The sequence below is a fragment of the Thermus sp. NMX2.A1 genome (assembly GCF_000511705.1).
GTDB classification, from domain to species: Bacteria; Deinococcota; Deinococci; order Deinococcales; family Thermaceae; genus Thermus; species Thermus scotoductus.
Window position 1 is genome coordinate 1 of sequence record NZ_ATNI01000116.1, and the last position, 17,811, is coordinate 17,811.

General features: G+C 65.0%; 14 protein-coding genes. 6 read left to right on the forward strand and 8 right to left on the reverse strand.

Going from position 1 to position 17,811, the window contains the following annotated elements; translation table 11 throughout:
• Window positions 1–58: 58 nt before the first annotated feature.
• Together TNMX_RS11465 and TNMX_RS11470 are read left to right on the forward strand one after the other, a co-directional pair.
• The gene (locus tag TNMX_RS11465) at window positions 59–1,624 is read left to right on the forward strand and encodes an acyl-CoA carboxylase subunit beta (RefSeq protein ID WP_038032407.1); all 1,566 of its coding nucleotides are present in this window, start codon (window positions 59–61) and stop codon (window positions 1,622–1,624) included.
• 96 nt (window positions 1,625–1,720) lie between these two features.
• Window positions 1,721–2,392: a type-5 uracil-DNA glycosylase gene (locus tag TNMX_RS11470; RefSeq protein WP_038032408.1), complete on the forward strand. Its 672-nt coding sequence runs from the start codon at window positions 1,721–1,723 to the stop codon at window positions 2,390–2,392.
• On the opposite strand, the gene polX is transcribed toward TNMX_RS11470, so the two are convergent.
• The gene (polX, locus tag TNMX_RS11475; RefSeq protein WP_038032409.1) at window positions 2,370–4,097 is read right to left on the reverse strand and encodes a DNA polymerase/3'-5' exonuclease PolX; all 1,728 of its coding nucleotides are present in this window, start codon (window positions 4,095–4,097) and stop codon (window positions 2,370–2,372) included. The genes TNMX_RS11470 and polX overlap by 23 nt on opposite strands.
• Before the next feature lie 32 nt (window positions 4,098–4,129).
• On the opposite strand from polX, the gene TNMX_RS11480 reads away from it, so the two are divergent.
• Window positions 4,130–4,378 (forward strand): hypothetical protein, encoded by a 249-nt coding sequence (locus TNMX_RS11480; RefSeq protein ID WP_015717202.1) that lies wholly within the window; start codon window positions 4,130–4,132, stop codon window positions 4,376–4,378.
• Here the strand turns inward: TNMX_RS11480 and TNMX_RS11485 are convergent.
• Window positions 4,344–5,342, reverse strand: coding sequence for a dihydroorotate dehydrogenase-like protein (locus TNMX_RS11485; RefSeq protein WP_038032410.1), 999 nt, complete (start codon window positions 5,340–5,342; stop codon window positions 4,344–4,346). The genes TNMX_RS11480 and TNMX_RS11485 overlap by 35 nt on opposite strands.
• Window positions 5,343–5,357: 15 nt before the next feature.
• Window positions 5,358–8,861 (reverse strand): pyruvate:ferredoxin (flavodoxin) oxidoreductase, encoded by a 3,504-nt coding sequence (gene nifJ / locus TNMX_RS11490; protein ID WP_038032411.1) that lies wholly within the window; start codon window positions 8,859–8,861, stop codon window positions 5,358–5,360.
• An 82-nt stretch (window positions 8,862–8,943) separates the two neighbouring features.
• On the opposite strand from nifJ, the gene TNMX_RS13055 reads away from it, so the two are divergent.
• Together TNMX_RS13055 and TNMX_RS11495 are read left to right on the forward strand one after the other, a co-directional pair.
• On the forward strand, window positions 8,944–9,081 hold the full coding sequence (locus TNMX_RS13055) for a hypothetical protein (RefSeq protein ID WP_019550208.1): 138 nt from the start codon (window positions 8,944–8,946) through the stop codon (window positions 9,079–9,081).
• 32 nt (window positions 9,082–9,113) lie between these two features.
• Window positions 9,114–10,340, forward strand: coding sequence for an aminopeptidase (locus TNMX_RS11495; protein WP_038032412.1), 1,227 nt, complete (start codon window positions 9,114–9,116; stop codon window positions 10,338–10,340).
• Between the two features lie 117 nt (window positions 10,341–10,457).
• On the opposite strand, the gene TNMX_RS11500 is transcribed toward TNMX_RS11495, so the two are convergent.
• From TNMX_RS11500 to hslO, 3 genes are all read right to left on the reverse strand, one after another.
• Entirely contained in the window at window positions 10,458–11,696 is a 1,239-nt protein-coding gene (locus TNMX_RS11500) for an O-acetylhomoserine aminocarboxypropyltransferase/cysteine synthase family protein (RefSeq protein ID WP_038032414.1), read from the reverse strand.
• A gap of 152 nt (window positions 11,697–11,848) precedes the next feature.
• Window positions 11,849–12,262 carry a universal stress protein gene (locus tag TNMX_RS11505; RefSeq protein ID WP_038032416.1) on the reverse strand — a complete coding sequence of 138 codons (414 nt, stop codon included), beginning with the start codon at window positions 12,260–12,262 and terminating at the stop codon, window positions 11,849–11,851.
• A gap of 12 nt (window positions 12,263–12,274) precedes the next feature.
• Complete coding sequence (gene hslO / locus TNMX_RS11510) at window positions 12,275–13,297, reverse strand: Hsp33 family molecular chaperone HslO (protein ID WP_038032418.1); 1,023 nt, start codon at window positions 13,295–13,297, stop codon at window positions 12,275–12,277.
• A gap of 36 nt (window positions 13,298–13,333) precedes the next feature.
• Here hslO and cysS point away from each other — a divergent pair, with 36 nt between their 5' ends.
• Complete coding sequence (gene cysS / locus TNMX_RS11515) at window positions 13,334–14,779, forward strand: cysteine--tRNA ligase (RefSeq protein WP_019550202.1); 1,446 nt, start codon at window positions 13,334–13,336, stop codon at window positions 14,777–14,779.
• Between the two features lie 87 nt (window positions 14,780–14,866).
• On the opposite strand, the gene TNMX_RS11520 is transcribed toward cysS, so the two are convergent.
• Window positions 14,867–16,600, reverse strand: a complete 1,734-nt coding sequence (locus TNMX_RS11520) for an acyl-CoA dehydrogenase family protein (protein WP_038032420.1) — start codon at window positions 16,598–16,600, stop codon at window positions 14,867–14,869.
• A 9-nt stretch (window positions 16,601–16,609) separates the two neighbouring features.
• Window positions 16,610–17,803 carry a thiolase family protein gene (locus TNMX_RS11525; RefSeq protein ID WP_038032422.1) on the reverse strand — a complete coding sequence of 398 codons (1,194 nt, stop codon included), beginning with the start codon at window positions 17,801–17,803 and terminating at the stop codon, window positions 16,610–16,612.
• Window positions 17,804–17,811 lie beyond the last annotated feature (8 nt).

Genomic DNA, 17,811 nt, shown 5'->3' on the forward strand with positions numbered 1-17,811 from the left:
GGCCGGGCCCCCTTACCGTGGAAGCAAACCCGGCTTCTTAGTATATCATGCGGCCAGTATGGCCGATAACGCCAAGCTTATCCTGGATGAGCTACTGGCTGAGCTGGAGGAAAGGCGGAAAAGGATCCTCCTCGGCGGGGGAGAGGAACGCATCCGCAAGCAGCACCAGCAGGGGAAACTCACCGCCCGGGAGCGAATAGACTACCTTTTGGACCCGGGAAGCTTCGTGGAACTCATGCCCTTCGCCGAGCACCTGGAAACCGGCCTCATGGAGGGGGTTGAGGCTCCAGCCGACGGGGTGGTGACCGGCTACGGCACCATCGGGGGCCGGCTGGTCTTTGTCTTCAGCCAGGACTTCACCGTCCTGGGCGGCTCCTTAGGCAAGATGCATGGGCGCAAGATCGCAAGCCTCATGGACCTGGCGGCTAAGGTGGGGGCTCCCATCATCGGTCTCAACGACTCCGCCGGGGCCCGCATCCAGGAGGGAGTGGATAGCCTCTCGGGGTACGGGGAGGTCTTCTACCGCAACGCCATCTACTCCGGGGTAGTGCCCCAGATCTCCGCCATCCTGGGGCCCTGCGCCGGGGGAGCGGTCTACAGCCCCGCCATGACCGACTTCATCCTCATGAGCCGGGGGACCAGCTACATGTTCATCACCGGCCCCGAGGTGATCAAGAGCGTGACCCGGGAGGAGGTGAGCTTTGAGGAGCTGGGCGGGGCGGACGTGCACATGGAGAAAAGCGGGGTGGCCCACCTCGAGGGCCAAAACGACCAGGAGGTCCTGGACCTCATCAAGAAGCTTCTCACGTACCTGCCCCAAAACAGCCGGGAAAAGCCCCCGGTGGTGGAACCCAAGGACGATCCCCTCCGCCCCACCCCGGAGATCCTGGACATCGTCCATCCCGATGCCAAAAGGCCTTACAACATGCACCAGGTGATCAGGACCCTCCTGGACGACGGGGAATTTTTGGAAATCCAGCCCGGCTTCGCCCGGAACATCATTGTGGGCTTAGGCCGGCTGGGCGGTTACCCCGTGGGGGTGGTGGCCAACAACCCCCGCTTCATGGCCGGGGCCTTGGACATCAACGCCTCCGACAAGGCGGCCCGCTTCATCCGCACCATGGATGCCTTCAACATCCCCATCCTCACCCTGGTGGATGTCACCGGGTTCCTGCCCGGGGTGGCCCAGGAGCATGGGGGCATCATCCGCCACGGGGCCAAGATGCTTTTCGCCTACGCCGAGGCCACGGTGCCCAAGATCACCCTCATCGCCCGCAAGGCCTACGGCGGGGCCTACCTGGCCATGAACTCCAAGGACATGGGGGCGGACGTGGTCCTGGCCTGGCCCACGGCGGCGGTGGCGGTGATGGGGGCCGAGGGGGCCGCCAACATCATCTACCGGCGGGAAATCCAGTCCTCCAAAAACCCCGAGGAAACCCGCCGCCGCAAGATCGAGGAGTACCGCCGGGCCTTTGACAACCCCTGGGTGGCCGCCGGCCGAGGTTACATTGACGATGTCATAGACCCCACCCACACCCGCCGCATCCTCTACCAGCACCTGAGGATGCTCTGGGACAAGAAAGAGGAACGCCCCTTCAAGAAGCACGACAACATACCCCTTTAGGGTGCATGGCCTAAAATGGGACTAGACCATGGTCTGGGTCTGGCTTGACCCGCCCAATAACCCCCGCCCTAGGGCGGGGGTTATGCTTATAAGCCGATGGATCTTTTCTCGTGGGATGCCTTTAAACAGGAACTCACCGCCTGCACCCGCTGCCCACGGCTGGTGGCCCACCGGGAAGAGGTGGGGCGGAAAAAGCGCCGCGCCTTTCAGGATTGGACCTACTGGGCCAGGCCCGTCCCCGGTTTCGGGGACCCCCAGGCACGCCTGGTTCTCTTCGGCCTGGCCCCCGGGGCCCATGGTTCCAACCGCACGGGCCGGTCCTTCACCGGGGATGCCTCCGGAGCCTTCCTCTACCCCCTCCTCTACCAGGCGGGCCTCTCCAGCAAGCCGGAAAGCGAGCCCCACGACGACCTAAGGCTCTACGGAACCTACCTTACCGCCGCCGTGCGGTGCGCTCCCCCGGAGAACAAGCCCACCCGGGAAGAACTCCTGGCCTGTAGCACTTGGACCCGGTTGGAGCTCGGGCTCCTTCGGGAGGCCAGGGTCTACCTGGCCTTGGGCCGCATCGCCCTCGAGGCCCTCCTGGACCACTTCGGCATGAAGAAGTCCGCCCATCCCTTTTTCCACGGGGCCCACTACCTCCTGCCGGATGGCCGCCACCTCCTGGCCAGCTACCACGTTTCCCGACAGAATACCCAGACGGGCAGGCTCACCCGGGAGATGTTCCTGGAAATCCTGCTAAAGGCTAAAGGCCTCGCCGGCCTTTAAGCCAGGCGGTGAGCTCCGGGTAGGAGAGCACGTTGAGCACGCGCTCGGGCCCTATCCAGGCCCTCTGCGCCGTGCCCACCGCAAGCTCCATGAAGCGCAGGTGCTCCACCTGGTGGGCATCGGTGGAAAGGCTGATCCATAGGCCCATCCCGTAGGCCATGCGGGCCAGGTCATCCGGGAGGTCCATGCGGTCGTAATACCCATCGATCTCCACCGCCACGCCCCGTTCCATGGCCTTTTTAAACACCGCCTCCCAATCCGCCTCAACGGGCGCCCGCCTCCCGATGAGCCGGGCCGTGGGGTGGGCCAGCACGTGCACGAAGGGGTTTTCCAGGGCGCGCAGGATCCTTTTGGTCTGCTCGGCCTTGGAAAGCTTAAAGCTTGAGTGGATGGAGATGAGCACCAGGTCCAGCTCCCGCAAAACCCAGTCCGGGTAGTCCAGGGAGCCATCGGGCCGGATGTCCACCTCGGCCCCCGCCAGCAGGTAGGGAGGACCATGGGTTTCGTTGAAGCGGCGGATGGCTTCTATCCGCTTCAGGGCCTCCTCTGGGGAAGGACCTCCCGCCACCCGCACCGCCGGGGAGTGGTCGGTGACCCCCAGGTACTCGTAACCGAGGGACTTGGCCGCCTGCCAGAGCTCCTCGAGGCTATTCTGCCCGTCGGAGTACGTGGAGTGGACCTGCAAGTCTCCCTTCACCTCGGAAAGCTCGAGAAGCCTGGGAAGCCTTCCCTCCAAGGCTGCCTCGATCTCCCCGTGGTCCTCCCGTAAGGCAGGGGGAATGAAGGGTAGCCCCAGGGCCTCGTAAACCCCTTCCTCGGTCTCCCCTGCCAGGCGCTCTTCGCCCCTAAAAACCCCGTACTCGGAAAGCTTCAAACCCTTTTCCTGGGCCAGGCTCCGAAGCCGGATGGAGTGTTCCTTGCTCCCCGTGAGGTACTGGAGCCCGGAGCCCCAACTCTCGGGCGGCACCACCCTCAGGTCCACCTGGAGGCCGTTTTTCAAAAACACCGTGGCCCGCTCCTTGCCCTGGGCGTACACATCCTTCACTTGGGGAAGCTTCACGAACGCCCTCACCACCTCCTCGCTTCTTTCGCTGGCCACCAGGTAGTCCAGGTCCCCCACCGTGTCCTTATACCGCCGGGCGGACCCGCAAAGTTCCGCCCTCTCCACCCCGGGCAGCTCCCGGATGGCAGCGAGGAGGTTCCGCGCCAAGGAAAGCACCGCCCCCAAGGGCCTTCGCTTGCCCGCCACCTGCACCAGGGCCAAGCCCTCCCGGATGCGCTCCGCCTTCTTCTGGCCAAAGCCCTTCAGGCGAAGGAGATCGCCCCTATCCAGGGCTTCCCTTAGTTTTTCCAGGGAGTCGATGCCCAGCTCGTCGTAGAGCTGCCGGGCGGTCTTGGGTCCCACCCCGGGCACCTCCATCACCGCCAAAACCCCCTTTGGCACCCGCCCCGCAAGCTCCCGGTGTTTTTTAATCTCCCCGGTTTTGAGAAACTCCAAGATCTTTTCCGCCAGATCGGGCCCGATCCCGGGAAGGGCCAGCAGGGCTTCCCTTCCTCCCTTGGCCACCTCCTCAATGGGGGTATCCAGGTCGTACAGGGTGCGAGCCGCCTGGTAGTAGGCCCGGACCCTAAAGGGGTTGTCCCCCAAGAACTCGCTCATGAGCCCGATCTCCTCAAAGAGGCGGGCCAGCTCCTGGTTCCTCATGCCCTCACTATACGGGTATACTGGGCCTGCCCATGCCCCCACCGGACCGGTTCCGCAAGGCGGTGTTGGAGATGCTGAAACAGGAGGGCCGGCCCCTTCACTATACCGAGGTGGGCCGCCGCCTGAAGGAAGCAGGGCTCTGGGCCGAAGTGAAGGAGCCGGAAAAGATCGCCAAGATCCGACTTTCCGCCTTAGCCCGCTGGTCCAGAAGCCCGGTGGTGGCCCTGGGAAAGGGGTTTTACGCCCTTAGGGAAGAAGGCGATACGAGCCCAGAACCTTGAGGTAGTTGGCCCTTTCCAGGGCAGCGGGTTCCGCCACCTTCAGGTAGCTCATCACCCCCCGCATCTCCTCCACGCTTGCGTACTCCTTTTCCTCCATAAAGGCCTTGAGTTCCTCCAGTACGGTGCGGAAGTGCCCGGGCCCCTTTTCCAGGACGGCCGAGGTCATCATCACCACCTGGGCCCCGGAAAGAAGCCCCTTAATCGCCTCCTTCCCCGAATGCACGCCCCCGGTCAAGGCCAGCTCCAGGCCGACCCGGCCGTAGAGGAGGGCGATCCAGTGGATGCGCAAAAGGGCCTCGTAGGGACGCGAAAGGCTTAAGGTAGGCACCACGGAAAGGGTCTCCAGGTCCAAGTCGGGCTGGTAGAAACGGTTGAAGAGGACTAGGGCCCGGGCCCCTGTGGCCTCCACCTGTTTGGCAAAGTGGGCGAAGGCGGTGAAGGCGTGCCCCACCTTGACCGCCACAGGGATCCGCACGCTTTCCACCACCGCCTGGATGGTTTCCAGGTACATGGCCTCCACCTCCGCCCCGGAAAGGGCCGGGTCGGTGGGAATGTAGTAGAGGTTAAGCTCTATAGCGTCGGCCCCTGCCTCCTCCAGAAGCTTGGCGTACTCCACCCAGCCTCCCCGGCTGATGCCGTTCAAGCTGGCGATGAGGGGGATGGAAACCCGTTCCTTGGCCCGGGCAAGAAGGTCCAGGTGGCGCTCAGGGGTCAGGCGGTACTCGTGGGCCCGGGGAAAGTAGGAAAGGGCCTCGGCGTAGCTTTCGTGGCCGTAGTGCAGGTAGTGGTCCAGCATCTCCTCCTCGAGGGTCACCTGCTCCTCAAAGAGGGAGTGCATCACGATGGCCGAAGCCCCTCCGTCCTCCAAACGCAAAAACCCATCCAGCTTCTCCGTAAGGGGCGAGGCGGAAGCCACCAAGGGATGCTCCAGCTTTAGCCCCATATAGGTGGTGCTGAGGTCCATACCTCCCTCCTCCCTTTAGCTCGGCACAGCCTCCTTCGCCGCCATGCGGGAAAGCCTCTCCCACCTTTCCCGCACCGCCTGCTCCGCCAGCCTTAAGAAGGCCTCGGCCCCCTCGGGGTGGGTCTGGAGGAGAAGCCGGTAGCGGTTTTCCACATAGAGGTATTCCCTAAGGGGCAGCGTCGGGGGCTTGGAGTCCAGGGTGAGCCCCTGGCCAGGGATGTAGCGGAAGAGGGGCCAGTACCCCGTGCGCTCCGCCAGCCTCTGGTGCTCCATTCCCTTGGCCATGTCAATGCCGTGGGCGATGCAGTGGCTGTAGGCGATAATGAGGGCCGGGCCCTTATGGGCCTCCGCCTCGAGGAAGGCCTTCAGGGTATGGGCGTCGCTGGCCCCCATGGCCACCTGGGCCACGTAGACATGCCCGTAGCTCATGGCCATGAAGGCCAAGTCCTTCTTGGGGGTGGGCTTGCCTGCTGCGGCGAACTTGGCCACCGCCCCCAGGCCCGTGGCCTTGGAGGCCTGCCCCCCGGTGTTGGAGTAGACCTCAGTATCCAGGACCAACACCTTCACGTTGGCCCCGCTGGCCAGCACGTGGTCCAGGCCCCCGTAGCCGATATCGTAGGCCCAGCCATCCCCCCCCACGATCCAGACGGAATGGGGGATCAGGGCATCCGCCACCGCCAGGAGGTCCCTAGCCCTGGGATCGTCCAGGCCCTTTAGCCTTTCCCGCAAGAGGGCCACGTCCCGCCGCCTCTTTTCCACTCCCTCGGGCCCCTCCTCGGAAAGTAGCCTCTCCAAAAGCTCCTGGCCCAGGATGCCTTGGAAAGCCCTTAGAAGCTCCCTGGCGTATTCCGCCTTCTTGTCCAAGGCCAGGCGCATGCCCAGGCCAAACTCGGCGTTGTCCTCAAAGAGGGAGTTGGCCCAGGCCGGGCCCCGGCCCTCCTTGTTCTTGCTCCAGGGGGTGGTGGGCAGGTTGCCCCCGTAGATGGAGCTACACCCGGTGGCGTTGGCCACGATGAGGCGGTCGCCGAAAAGCTGGGAAAGAAGCCTTAGGTAAGGGGTTTCCCCACATCCCGCACAGGCCCCCGGGAACTCAAAAAGGGGCTCTAGAAGCTGCACGTCCTTGACGGTGTGGAGCTTAAGCCCAGACCTGGGAGTTTCCGGCAAGGAGAGGAAGAAATCCCAGTGGCGGTTCATGGCCTCCCGCACCTCGAGGCGGGGTGCCAGGTTCAAGGCCTTGCGGCTCGGGTTCTGCTTGTCCTTGGCGGGGCAGACCTCCACGCAAAGGGAGCAACCCGTGCAGTCGTCGGGGCTGATGGCCAGGGTAAACTCCCCGGTGAGTTCCTTCCACATGGCCTTGCGGTGGGGGGAACCTTCGGGAGCCTGGGCCAAGGCCTCCTCCGGCACCACCTTGGCCCGGATCACCGCATGGGGGCAGACCAAGACGCACTTGCCGCACTGCACGCACACCTGGGGATCCCAGGTGGGGATGAACTCCGCGATGCCCCGCTTCTCGTACCTGGCCGTCCCCGTGGGGTAGGTTCCATCCGGGGGAAAGGCGGAAACCGGCAGGGAATCCCCTCGCCCCAGGGCGATGGGGCCCAGCACCTCCCGCACAAAGGTCGGCGGGTGGTCCACCATAGGGGGCACCCGTTCCTTTTCCGAGGTGATCCTTCCGGGAATGGGCAGGGGCTCCACCGCCTCAAAACCCAGCTCCACCGCCTGGAAGTTTTTCTCCAGAACCGTCTTTCCCCGCTTGCCGTAGGTTTTCTCTATGGCCTTCTTGATGCGGGCCTTGGCCTCCTCCTCGGGCAACACCCCGGAAAGCTTGAAGAAGGCCGCCTGCATGATCACGTTGATCCGCCCGGGAAGACCCACCTTTCGTGCCAGCTCGTAGGCGTTGACCACATAGACCCTAAGCTTCTTCCTGAGGATCTCTTCCTGAACGGGCCTCGGCAACCGGTCCCACACCTCCTCCCGGGGATAGGGGCTATTGATGAGCACCGCGGCCCCTTCTTCGGCCACCTCCAGCATGGGCAGGCGTTCCAGGAAACTCCACTGGTGGATGCCCACGAAGCTGGCCTTCTGCACCAGGTAGGGCTTGTTGAGGGGATTTGGCCCAAAACGCAGGTGGCTTACCGTGCGGGAGCCCGACTTCTTGGAGTCATAGACGAAGTACCCTTGGGCGTAAAGGGGGGTCTCCTCCCCGATGATCTTGATGGTATTCTTGTTGGCGCTCACCGTGCCATCGGCCCCCAGGGCGAAGAAGACCGCCCGCACCGAGGCCGGATCCTCAAAGTCCACCTGTGGGTAGGAAAGGCTTGTGCCCGTCACATCGTCCACGATGCCCACGGTGAAGCCGTGGCGGGGCCGGTCCTTTTTGAGCTCCTCGTATACCCCCAAGGCCATGGCCGGGGTGAACTCCTTGGAAGAGAGGCCGTACCGCCCCCCCACCAGCAGCGGTACCTCCCCGCCCCTAAGGGCAAAGGCCGCCGCCACCTCCTGGAAAAGGGGCTCCCCTATGGCCCCCGGCTCCTTGCCCCGGTCCAAGACCACCACCTTGCGCACCGTTTTGGGGAAGGCGGCAAGAAAACCCTCCGCGTGGAAGGGCCGGTACAGGCGTACCCGCACCATCCCCACCCTTTCCCCTCGCTTTAGGAGGTGTTCCACCGCCTCCTCCACCGCCAAGGAGCCCGAGCCCATCACCACCACCACCCGCTCGGCCTCTTGGTGCCCAAAGTACTCGTAGGGGGCATAGCGGCGCCCGGTGACCTGGGAGAAGTGCTCCATAACCTCGGCCACCACCTCGGGTAGCCGCAGGTAGTAGGGGTTGATGGCCTCCCGGTTTTGGAAGTAATGGTCGGGGTTTTGCGCGGTACCGCGGATCACCGGGGCCTCGGGGGTCAGGGCACGCCGCCGATAGGCCTCGAGGGCCCCGAAGGGAAAGAGGGCCTTAAGCTCCCGGTCGGAAAGGGGCACGATCTTCTGCACCTCGTGGGAGGTGCGGAAGCCATCCATGGCGTGAAGCACGGGCAGGCTTGCCTTCAGGGCGGTGATTTGGGCGATGCCCGCCAAGTCCTGGGCCGCCTGCACGGAGTCCGACACCAAGATCGCCCACCCGGTGGGCCGCACCGCATAGAGGTCCTGATGATCCCCGAAGATGGACAGGGCATGGGTGGCCAAAGCCCGGGCCGCCACATGGATGACCCCGGGCAGGGCCTGGCCGGCGATCTTGTACATGTCGGGGATCATGAGAAGGAGGCCCTGGCTGGCGGTGAAGGTGGTGGCCAGCACACCCTCCTGGAGGGCTCCGTGCAGGGCCCCCGCCGCCCCGCCCTCGGACTGCATCTCCACCACCTTGGGTACAAGCCCCAATAGGTTGGGCTCCCCCTTGGCCGCCCACTCGTCGCAAAGCTCGGCCATGGGGCTTGAGGGCGTGATGGGGTAAATGGCCACCACCTCGCTCAGGCGGTAGGCCACCCGAGCCACCGCCTCGTTGCCGTCCACGGTGATGGGACGCATAGGACTCACCTCTCCTCCACCATAGTGGGCCCGGTGGGTGAGAAATGTCCCCCCTTGGCGGTGCGGGGTGTAGGCTAAGGGCATGGCAGCGTGGCGCTACCCCTTGGCCTTGCTCCTGGTGGGGATAGCTTTCGCCTGGGAGGCTTACCGGCCACTTTTCCTTCTGCTGGCCGCCCTCGTCCTCCTCTTGGGCCGGCCCAAAACCTGCCCCCGGCCTTGACGAAAGTCCTTCCAGAGGGAAGACTTGAGGGCGTGGGCACGCTTCAGGAGAATCTAGAAAAGCTGGCCGCACTGGCCATCCGGGTGGGGCTCAACCTGCAACCGGGGCAGGAAATCATCGCCACCGCCCCCATCGAGGCCGTGGACTTCGTCCGCCTCCTGGCGGAAAAAGCCTACGGGCAGGGGGCAAGCCTCTTTACCGTGATCTACGGGGATAACCAGCTTTCCCGTAAGCGCCTCTCCCTGGCCCCAGAGGAGGGGCTGGACAGGGCTCCCGCTTGGCTTTACGAGGGCATGGCCAAGGCTTTTCGCGAAGGCGCTGCCCGGCTTGCGGTTTCCGGGAATGACCCCAAGGCCTTAGAAGGCCTTCCCCCTGAGCGCATCGGACGGGCCCAGCAGGCCCAGAGCCGAGCCTACAAGCCGGCCCTCGAGGCCATCACGGAGTTCGTCACCAACTGGACCATCGTCCCCTTCGCCCACCCCGGCTGGGCCAGGGCGGTCTTCCCGGATCTTCCCGAGGAGGAAGCCGTGGCCAAGCTCTGGCAGGCCATCTTTCAGGCTACCCGGGTGGACAGGCCGGATCCCGTGGCCGCCTGGGAGGCCCACAACCGAAGCCTCCACGAAAAGGTGGCCTTTCTGAACGCCAAGCGCTTTGCCGCCCTCCACTTCCAGGGGCCGGGCACGGACCTGACGGTGGGCCTCGCGGAAGGCCACCTGTGGCAAGGTGGGGCCACCCCCACCAAAAAGGGACGCATCTGCAACCCCAATCTGCCCACGGAGGAGGTCTTCACCGCCCCCCACCGGGAGCGGGTGGAGGGGGTGGTGCGCTCAACCCGGCCCCTGGCCCTGGGAGGCCAGTTGGTGGAAGGCATCTGGGCCCGGTTTGAAGGGGGGTATGCGGTGGAGGTAGGGGCGGAAAAAGGCCAGGAGGTGCTCCTCAAGGTCCTCGCCACCGACGAGGGAGCCCGCAGGCTGGGAGAGGTGGCCCTGGTACCCGCCGACAACCCCATCGCCCGAACGGGTTTGGTCTTCTTCGACACCCTTTTTGACGAAAACGCCGCCAGCCACATCGCCTTCGGCCAAGCCTATGCGGAGAACCTGGAGGGCCGCCCCATCGGGGAGGAGTTCCGGAAGCGCGGGGCCAACGAAAGCCTGGTGCACATCGACTGGATGATCGGCTCTATGGAGATGCAGGTGGATGGGATTTTGCAGGATGGTACCCGCGTGCCCCTCATGCGCGAGGGGCTTTGGGTGATCTGAAAGCTGGGAGTTTCCTAGAGGATCCCGCCGTGGAAATCCCACCGGCGGGATCTAGGCTTGGGGTGGCGAGTTAGTGCACAGCTTCACGATACCACACGCTTGTGCCTTTCTTCCCCCCTAGGCCCCTTCCAAGGCCTCCCGGAACCAAGCCACAAGATCCTCGGGATCCTCCAGCCCCACGGAAACCCGCACCAGCCCCGGGGTAACCCCCGCCTGAAGCCTCCCCTCCTCCGAAAGGCGGCTATGGGTGGTGGTCCAAGGATGCACCAAAAGGGTGCGGGCATCTCCCAGGTTGGCGGCCTTTGGCAGGGGTATGGCCTTGAGGAAACGGCTGGCTGCCTCCTGGCTTCCCAGGTCCAGGGTGAGCATGGGCCCCCCCGAGGCCAGGTACTTCCGGGCCATGGGATAGGCCGGATCCTCGGGCAGGCCAGGGTAGCGAAGGGACTGGATCTTCGGGTGCCCCTTCAGGGCCTCGGCCAGGCGATGGGCGGTTTCGCTCATGCGCCTCACCCGCAGGGCCACGGTTTCCAAACCCTGGAAGAGAAGGTAGGCGTTGAAGGGGGAAAGGGCCATGCCCATAAGGGATAGCCCCAGGGTACGCACCCGCTCCGGATAACACCGAGGTCCCAGGGCCTCCCAGGGAACCTGGCCCCTGGCATCCTTCTCCAGGAACTGGGGATAGTTTTGCCAGATGCGGCTTTCCCTCACCACCACCGCCCCTCCCAGCACGGAGCCGTGGCCGCTTGCCCATTTGGTGAGGCTTTCCACCACCACGTGGGCCCCCCACTGGAGGGGCTTGGCCAGGGCACCGGCAGCGCCAAAGGTGTTGTCCACCACCAGGGCCATGGCCTTTTCCTCCGCCAAGGAGGCTAAGCCCTCGAGGTCCGGCACCACCAGGGCAGGGTTGGCCATGGTCTCCACGAAGATGGCCCGGGTCCTCTCCGTGAGGGCTTCCCGTACCCGATCGGGCTCGGGCTCCACATAGCGCACCCTTATGCCCATGGGAGCCAGGACCTGCTGGAAAAGGCCGATGGTCTGGCCGAAAAGCCCCTTGGCCGCCACCACCTCATCCCCCGGGCGCAGGAGGGAAAAAAGGGCGGCAAAGGTGGCCGCCTGGCCCGAGGCGAAGACCAAGGCCTCCATGCCCCCTTCCAGGGCCTTTAACCGCTCCTCCAGGGCCTTGCCAGTGGGGTCCTTCTGCCGGGCGTAGACGTAGCCCTCCCCACTGGCAAAGCGCTCGGCTCCTTCCTCCAGGGTCTTAAAGCCGTAGGCGGCCACCGCGTAGATGGGAAGCCCCACCGCCCCATAGGGGTCCTCCGGTAGACCTGAAAGCACCGCCAGGGTCTCGTACTCCATGCCCTAAGATTACCGGAAGGCCGCCACGCCCTCAGCTCCGAGAAAGGGCAAAGGCCAAACCCCCTAACGAAAGGTAGAAGAGTCACCTCCAGCCAGCCGCCAAGGCTGGAGGTAATCCTGCTCCACCCTCAAGCCTTCCAGACCCCTACCAGCTAGCGCACCAGGAGTACGGGGCAAGGGGCCTCCGCCAACACCTTCTGGCTTTGGCTTCCCAGGAAGAGGCTGCCGATCGCCCCCAGGCCCCGGGTACCCATGACGATGAGGTCAGCCTGCTCCCCTATGGCGGCTTCCAGGATGGCCTCCGCAGGGCGTCCCTCGAGGAGAAGGGCATCCTCCCGGGGCACTCCCGTGAGGCCCACGGCCTCCGCCAGGATTTTTTCCGCCCGCTCCAGCCGCCTTTTCAAGGCCTCCTGGAAGAAGGGCTCCCCCAGGTAGTCGGGGACAGGCTCATAGACATGAACCACCACCAGCCTGGCCCCATGGGCCTCGGCTTCCATCTTGGCTATCCTTGCCGCCCGCTTGGCATGCTCCGAACCGTCATAGGCCAGGAGGATGGTCTTGAACATGGCCTCAGCTTATCAGGCCTGGGCCCGTTTTTCCGAAGGAATTTCCACCTTACGCCCGCAACGGCAGGTATCCCCCTCGATCCGGAAAAGGGTGCCGTCCGCCTTGGGATACAGCCAAAGGGTGCCGCAGTCAGGGCAACGCACCTCCGCCACCAGGGAACGGATCTCCTCCGGGGAGAAGCGGTAGACCTCCCCGCACCAGTGGCAGACCACCTCCGCACCCCCGTCCTTCACGATCATGTCCTCCCGTTCCTCGGGGGTGAAGAAGACCAGGGCCTCGAGGGCCTTCTCCCGGTTGCAACGGCAGCGGAAGCGGGCGGGGATCTCGTTTAAAGGGTAGCCCAGGGCCTTGAGATCCGTCCTTTCAAAACCCAGGCCAGCAAGAAGCCTTTCCAAAGCGGCCTCCAAGCCCTCCCGCAAGAGGGGCGTGATGCCGCTTAAACCTGCCAGGTTGGCCTCGAGGCGGGAAAGAACCTCCTCGGGAGTATCCGGCATCACCTGGATGGCCACACCCCCCGCCACCTCCACCTCCCCTTCCCCCTTGACCCGCACCCCTAAGAGGACGGCGGAGGGAATCTGCTCCGACTGCCAAAGGTAGTGGGCGAGGTCCTCGGCAATCTCCCCGGAAACCAGGGGCACAGTGCTGGTGTAGACCTCCCCATTCGGAAGGCTCCGGTCCACCCGCAACACCCCGGCCCCGAGGAGCTCCCCCACGTTGAGCTTCCCATCCTCCCGCAAGGGCACCTCCGCCCTCGGGTTTCGCACGTACCCCCGGACGTTTCCAGCCGCATCCGCCTCGGCCACGAGCCCGCCCAAGGGCCCCGTGCCCTCGATGCGCAGGGTTATCCGCTCCTTGGGCGTCTTTAGGAGGAGCTGCGCCAGCAGCAAGGCCCCGGTCATGGCCCGGCCCAGGGCGGCGGTGGCCGTGGGGGAAAGCCCGTGGCGGCGCCGGGCTTCCTCCACCACATCCCCTGTGTCTGCGGCCACCACCCTAAGCTGGCCACCCCCTGCCAAGCCCCTCAGGATCCTGCCCATACCCCGCCATTATGCCATGGGCCTATAATCCCCCATATGGGCCTGCGCATCTACGACACCTTGCAAAGGAGCAAAGTGGATTTCACCCCCGCCACCCCGGGGCACGTGGGGATCTATGTCTGCGGCCCCACCGTATACTCCGACCCCCACCTGGGCCATGCCCGGGGACCCATTGTTTACGACGTGCTCCGCCGCTACCTGCTCCACCAAGGCTACCGGGTGCGCTTCGTCTCCAACATCACCGACGTGGGCCACCTTACCGACGACGCCGACCAGGGGGAGGATAAGATTGAGCGCCGGGCCAAGCTGGAAAGGCTCGAACCCATGGAGGTGGCGGAGAAGTACACCTGGAGCTACTTTGACGCCATCACCGCCCTAAACGTGCTCCGACCTTCCATCGCCCCTAGGGCCAGCGGTCATATCCCGGAGCAGATCGAGCTCACGGAAAGGCTCTTAAAGCTGGGTTTCGCCTACGAGCGAAAGGGTAGCGTCTACTTCCGGGTGCGGGCCTTTCCTGGGTACGGAAAGCTTTCGGGAAAGCGCCTGGAGGAGCTTAGAGCCGGGGCCAGGGTGGAGGTGCGGGAGGAGAAGGAGGACCCCCTAGACTTCGCCCTTTGGAAAGCCGCCGAGCCCGGCCACATCATGCGCTGGAAAAGCCCCTGGGGGGAGGGGTACCCGGGCTGGCACATCGAGTGCACCGCTATGAGCCTCAAGTACCTGGGAGAAGGGTTTGACATCCACGCCGGGGGCATAGACCTCCAGTTTCCCCACCACGAGTGCGAGATCGCCCAGGCAGAGGCCGCGGGCTACCGCTTCGCCCGCCACTGGATGCACCACAACCATGTGCTTCTGGAAGGGGAAAAGATGGCCAAGAGCACGGGGAACCTGGTCCTCCTCCACGACCTCCTTAAGGCCCACGAGCCCATGGCCCTGCGCTTTTACCTCCTCCAAACCCACTACCGAAGCCCCATGGACTTCACCTGGGAGGGCCTCGAGGCAGCCAAGCGAGGCTATGCCCGCCTCCTCCAGGCCTACCGCGAGGTGCGAACCCGCCTGAATGCGGCTTACCCTGGCACCACCCCGGAGCTGGAAAGGGCCTTGGATGCCCTGGAAAAGGATTTCCTGGAGGCCATAGAGGACGACCTCAGCACCCCAGAGGCCCTGGCCGCCTTCTTCACCTTCCTCCCCGAGCTCAACAAGCTTCTCCCTGAGGCCAAGAGGGACACCCTAAGGCGAACCGCCCAGGTCTTCCACACTCTGGGGGAAGGCATCCTGGGCCTCTTCCCCGAAAGGGTGCTGGAGGAAAAGGTGTCCGGGCCCCTTTTGGAGGGGTTAGTCGCCCTTCTTCTGGAACTTAGGGAAGAAGCCCGGCGGGCCAAGGATTACGCCAAAAGCGACCTGATCCGGGAAAGGCTCAAATCCCTGGGCATCATCGTGGAGGACACCAAGGAAGGCCCCAAGTGGCGGATTGGCCTGGAGTAGCCTAACCAAAGCAGGTCCACGGGGTAGCGGAGGCAACCCAATAACAACCCCTGCCGGGGCCTGGCCCCGGCAGGGAAACGCCCAGGTTCAGTGGGGGATCGGGTAGCCCTCCGCCTCGAGGACCGCCCCCGCCACCTCCCGCCTCAAGGCCACCAGGTCCACGGGTTCATGCTTGGTGAGCCTCCGGGCTGCGGAGTACACCACCCGGGCCTCATCCCCTTCCACCAAGCGGGGCAGGACGGAAAGAGCCCAGGCCTGGGCCCGGTCCAGAGCTTGGAGCAGGTATAGCCGGGCCATGGCAGGCGCAACCCCCCCAAGCCTCCTGGCCCTCAGGAGGGCGCTTTCGGCGGCGTAAGCATCGATCAGGATATCCGCCACCGCCCCAAGGACCTCCTGCTCCTCCTCCACCTTCTGCCCGTACTTCTGGGCCGCAAGGCCCGCCACCATGAGGGCGAGCTTCTTGAGCGCCGCCACCTGGTGGGCCTCGAGGTCCTCGGGCTCCTCAAAGCTCGGCTCCAGAAGCTCCTTCTGAAGCTTCATGGCCGCCTGGAAGAGGGGTAGCTGCCCCTTCAGGGCCCTTCTCAGGAGCATCCCGGGGATGAGGAGGCGGTTGATCTCGTTGGTGCCCTCAAAGATGCGGTTGATGCGAGCATCCCGGTAGGCCCTCTCGATGGGGTACTCCTGGGAGTAGCCGTAGCCCCCGTGGATCTGCACCCCTTCGTCCACCACGTAGTCCAGCACCTCGGAGCCCAGCACCTTGATGATGCTGGCCTCCACCGCATACTCCTCGATCCCCGCCATCACCGCTTCAGGCCCCTTCTTGCCCTGAAGGGCCTCGTCGATCAGGCCCACGGTGCGGTAGACGGCGCTTTCGGCGGCGTAGATGCGGCTCGCCATCTCCCCCAGCTTGTGCTGGATCAGGCCGAAGCTCCCGATGGGCCGGCCGAACTGGTGGCGCTCCTTGGCGTACTTGGCGGAAAGCTCCAGGGCCCGCTTGGCCCCGCCCACCGCCCCCGCCCCCAGCTTGTACCGGCCCACGTTGAGGACGTTGAAGGCGATCTTGTGCCCCTTGCCGATCTCCCCCAGGACGTTTTCCACGGGGACCTTCACATCCTCGAGGATCACCTGGCGGGTGCTGGAGGCCTTGATGCCCATCTTCTTCTCCTCAGGGCCAAAGGAAAGCCCGGGAGTATCCCGCTCCACCAGGAAGGCGGTGAAGTGCTCCCCATCCACCTTGGCGAAGACGGTGAAGAGGTTGGCAAAGCCCGCGTTGGAGATCCACTGCTTGACCCCGTTCAGGATGTAGTGCCTGCCGTCCGCCGAAAGGGTGGCCCGGGTCTTGGCCGCCAGGGCATCCGAGCCCGAGCCCGGTTCCGTGAGGCAGTAGGCGGCGATCCACTCCCCGCTCGCCAGCTTGGGCAAGTACTTACGCTTCTGCTCCTCGGTGCCGAAGTAGACCAGGGGCAGGGTGCCGATGGAGGTGTGGGCCCCGTAGGTGACGGAAAAGCCCCCCGTGCCCGATAGTTCCTCCGCCACCACCGTGGAGATCACCTTGGGAAGGTCCAGCCCCCCGTACTCCTCGGGCACGTCGATCGCAAGGAGCCCCAGCTCCCCTGCCTTCCGCATGAGGGGCAGGTTGAGCTCCAGCTCCCCGTGCTCCATGCGTTCCAAAAGGGGCAGCACCTCCTTCTCCACGAAGGTGCGGGTGGTGCGGGCGATCTCCTTGACGCTCTCGTCGAAGTCCTCGGGGGTATAGACCCGCTCGGGGGCCTCCAACAACCAACCCCCACCCTTCTGCCAAAGCTTCTTCTCCTCCGTCATGGCTCCCTCCTAGGCTGGGTAAACCTCAAACACCCCGGCGGCCCCCATGCCGCCGCCGATGCACATGGTCACCAGGCCGTACCCCCCACCCCGCTTCCCCAGCTCGGCGATGAGCTGGGCGGTGAGCTTGGCCCCCGTGGCCCCCAAGGGGTGTCCCAGGGCGATGGCCCCGCCGTTCACGTTGGTCCTCTCCTCGGGCATTTCCAGGGTGCGCATCACCGCCAGCACCTGGGCGGCGAAGGCCTCGTTGAACTCGATGAGGCTGATCTGGTCCAGGCTCAGGCCTGCCCGCTTCAGGGCCTTGGGCACCGCCTTGATGGGGCCTATGCCCATGACATCCGGCTCCACCCCGGCCACGGCGAAGCTGATGAAGCGGGCCAAGGGTTTCAGGCCCAGGGCCTCCGCCTTCTCCCGGCTCATGACCACCACCGCCGCCGCCCCATCGGAGTAGGGGCTTGCGTTCCCCGCCGTCACGGTGCCGCCCTTTTTGAAAGCAGGCCGGAGCTTGGCCAAGGCCTCCAGGGAGGTCTCGGGCCTCACGGTTTCGTCCCGTTCAAACAGGGTTTCCTCCACCACCTTCTTGGTTCCCTGGTAGCGCACCTTGGGTACCCGGATGGGCACCACCTCGGTAAACCGACCCTCGGCCCAGGCCTGGGCCGCCCTCTGGTGGCTTCTCAGGGCCCAGCGGTCCTGGTCCTCCCGGCTGATGCCAAAGCGCTCCGCCACCCTCTCAGCGGTGAAGCCCATGCCGATATAGGTGGAGTACCCTTCCGGAGTCCACTCCGTGGGGGTGAGGTCGGGGTGGAGGCGGGTGTGGTAGCCCGACATGGGCACCTGGCTCATCATCTCCACCCCACCCGCCAGCATCGCATCCGCCATCCCGGTCATCACCGCCTGGGCGGCCATGGCGATGGTCTGGAGGCCGCTGGAGCAAAAGCGGTTGATGGTGGCTCCCGCCACTTCCACGGGAAAGCCCGCCCTTAAAAGGGCCAGGCGGGCGATGTTCAGCCCCTGGGCTGCCTCGGGCATGGCGCAACCCCAGAGGACATCCTCGAGCTCCTTCGGATCCAGGCCCACCCGCTCCACCGCCTGCCGCATCACCTGGGCCGAGAGGTCCACGGGATGCAAGGTGGCCAAGGCTCCATCCTTCTTGCCCCGGGCCACGGGGCTCCGCACTGCGCTGACGATTACCGCTTCCCGCATGGTTCCAC